The sequence below is a fragment of the Massilia sp. P2_C2 genome (assembly GCF_056404615.1).
Genome location: NZ_JBFUDR010000503.1, coordinates 1 through 2,794, shown reverse-complemented (window position 1 = coordinate 2,794; position 2,794 = coordinate 1). Strand labels below are relative to the sequence as shown.

Genomic DNA, 2,794 nt, shown 5'->3' with positions numbered 1-2,794 from the left:
CCCCGTGCCCACGCGTGACGCCGGCGAACCGCAGACGTCCGCGTGGGCACAGGGGTGCCCACCCGACTGAGCATTCGAGCGCCGGGCCAGGTCAGGCAACCCTGCGTCGTGCGCGCGCTCCCGGAGCGCCGCGCCCGCGCGGTTCTAAGCCCGGCGGCCCGCTGGCCGGGCCGGGGGTCGGCTCCCTGGGCGGCGCCGGCGTCTCCGCCACCTGTGCCGGCTGGCGCTCTCCCGGATAGGCTAACACTTCTGCGGTTTCTCCGACGCGCGTCCACTCGACGGGAAAATCGGGCCCGCGCCGCGCCCGCCAGCGCTGGCTGTGGCCGAGCGGATCGAGCACCCAGTCCTGCAGGTGCGCCTGCGGTCCACGCGTGGCCTGGGCCAGTGCCTCGATCGGCGCTTTCGGGACGCGATCTTCCGTCAGGAGGCCGTTCTTTTCGAGGAAGGTGTCCGTCAGCTGCGTGTAGCAGAAGCCGGACAGCGGCCGGCAGCGGTGCACGGCCGCCATCAGCTGCTGGTAACGCGCCAGCAATTCCTTGCCGTCGCGGGCGACGGAATAGCCCCAACCCAGTTCCTCGCCCGGTTTCATCATGGCAATGCCACCGAATTCGGACAGGAAGACGGGCCGGCCGAGCCCCGTGAAGCCGTCGATGACGAGCCGGCGCCGGTCCGGCTGCACGTGTTCCAGCGTGTACGCGATGGCCTCGCGGCTGCCGTAGCGTTCCAGCAGCACGGCCGGCTCCTGTTCGTAGTCGTGCACGCACACGAGGTCGCCGCACGGCATTTCCCAGCCATCGTTGCCGACGACGGGCCGCGTGCCGTCCAGCGCGCGCGTCATGTGGTACAGCGCGCGCACGAAATCGACCTGGCGCCGGTCGTTCATCAGCTCCGGCACGCCCCACGATTCGTTCGTCGGCACCCACGCGACGATGCACGGGTGCGAGACATCGCGCTCGACCAGTTCCTTCCACTCGTCCATCACGCTGTGGATCGTCGCGCTGGAAAAGCCGTACGCGGACGGCATCTCGCCCCACACGCACAGTCCGAGCACGTCGCACCAGTACAGCCAGCGCGGATCCTCGGACTTCTGGTGCTTCCGCACGCCGTTGAAGCCGAGGCGCTTGATGAGCAGGACGTCGTGGCGCAACTGGTCGCTCGATGCGACCATCAGGCTGTCCGGCCAGTAGCCCTGGTCGAGCACCATGCGCAGGTAGTACGGCCGGCTGTTGAGCACGAAGCGGTCGCCCTCCACGCTCACGGTTCGCAGCGCCGTGTAGCTCTGCACGCTGTCGATGAGGCTGCCGTCCGCCGCGCGGATCTCGACCTCGGCATCGATCAGTTGCGGGCTCTCCGGACTCCACATCCACAGGCCGCGCGCGTCGTCGATGCCGGGATCGGGCAGCTGGAAGATGCGCGACAGCCGGGGCCCCGTCAGCAGGCAGCGGTCGTTGACGAGCAGGCGGTCGCCCAGCTTCAGCGTGACGTTGGCCATGCCGCCCGCAGGCACGTGGGCGATGTCCGCGTCGAGCCGGATCTGCCAGGCGGCCACGTCCGCCGTCCAGCGCAGCTGCGCGACGTGGGCGCGCGGGACCTTCTCGATCCAGACGGTGCGCCAGATGCCGCTCGTGCGCGGGTACCAGATCTTGTGCGGCTCGGCCTCCCAGTCCATCTTGCCGCGCGCCTTGTGCATGTCCTGCGGGTCGTCCTCGGCCTGCACGGCGATCTCGAGGATCGAGCCGTCGAGGTGGCGCGTGACGTCGAGCGTGAACGGGCTGTGGCCGCCGCGGTGCTCGACGGCGAAGCGGCCGTTGACCCAGACGCGGGCCCGGTAGTTGACGGCGCCGAAGTGCAGCATCAGGCGCTCGTCCTGTCCGGGCACGAGGCCGGGATCGAGCGGGATCTGGCGCTTGTACCAGACGCGCCGGTGGAAACCGCGGTCGTGCACGCCGCTGGCGCGCGCTTCGGGCGGGTAAGGGACGACGATCGTGCGGTCGAAGGGCACGTCGGCCGGGTCGACATAGGTGGCGGCGTCGTCGAGCATCGCCTGCCACGGGCCGTCGAGGCTGCGCCAGGCGGCACGCCGCAATTGGGGGCGGGGGTATTCCACGTCTGCGCTCCTTGTTCTCAACGTTCGGAACCTGAGACCTACTCTAATGAGCCGCCTCCCCCGCTGGCAAGGGCTTTCACGCGCCGTTACAAAGCCCTTACAAAGACGTCGCATCAGCGAGACAACCGCGCCACCGACACGCGCGTAAAGACCGCGCGGTGGCCGGCGCCGCCCATCGCCACCAGGCCCAGCCGGGCGTCCGCCCCGAGGCGGTGGGTCCGCGTCCCGCCGCCGACCCAGGTGCGTCCGTCGCGGCTCGAATACGCCGTATAACGTTCTTCCCCCCCCCCCGCTGCGGTGGACATCGAGCCGCAGCCAGGTCGTCGCCGCCGGCGTACCGACGACCGTATTGCCGTAGCGCGGATAAGCGGCCGGCACGGGCGCCATCTCCTTCGCGAACCCGACCTGGTGCAGGCCGCCGTGCGCCATCTCGACCAGCTTCACGTAGTCGTCGTCGTCGCGCAGCAGTCGTCCGGGACGTCGAGCCGCACGACGGCCTCGACCCGGTAGTCGCCGTCGGGCAGCGGCGCCTGCAGCACGCTGGCCGTGTTCGTGTCCGCGTGCAGGTCCGTCGCTTCCGTCGCCAGCACCAGGCCGTCGCGGCCGGCCGACCAGCCCGCCGCGTCGCGCGCGCGCAGCCAGGTCCAGCGCCCGTCCAGCTGCGGGCCGCGGAACGCGTCCGTCCAC

General features: G+C 70.6%; 2 protein-coding genes. Both read right to left on the bottom strand.

Translation table 11 applies throughout. From position 1 onward, the window contains the following. Positions 1 to 91: 91 nt before the first annotated feature. Entirely contained in the window at positions 92 to 2,107 is a 2,016-nt protein-coding gene (locus AC1DYX_RS30050; protein WP_477265714.1) for a glycoside hydrolase family 2 protein, read from the bottom strand. A gap of 440 nt (positions 2,108 to 2,547) precedes the next feature. Next, positions 2,548 to 2,794 (bottom strand): hypothetical protein (locus AC1DYX_RS30045; protein ID WP_477265712.1); only part of this gene is annotated, 247 nt, incomplete at its 5' end.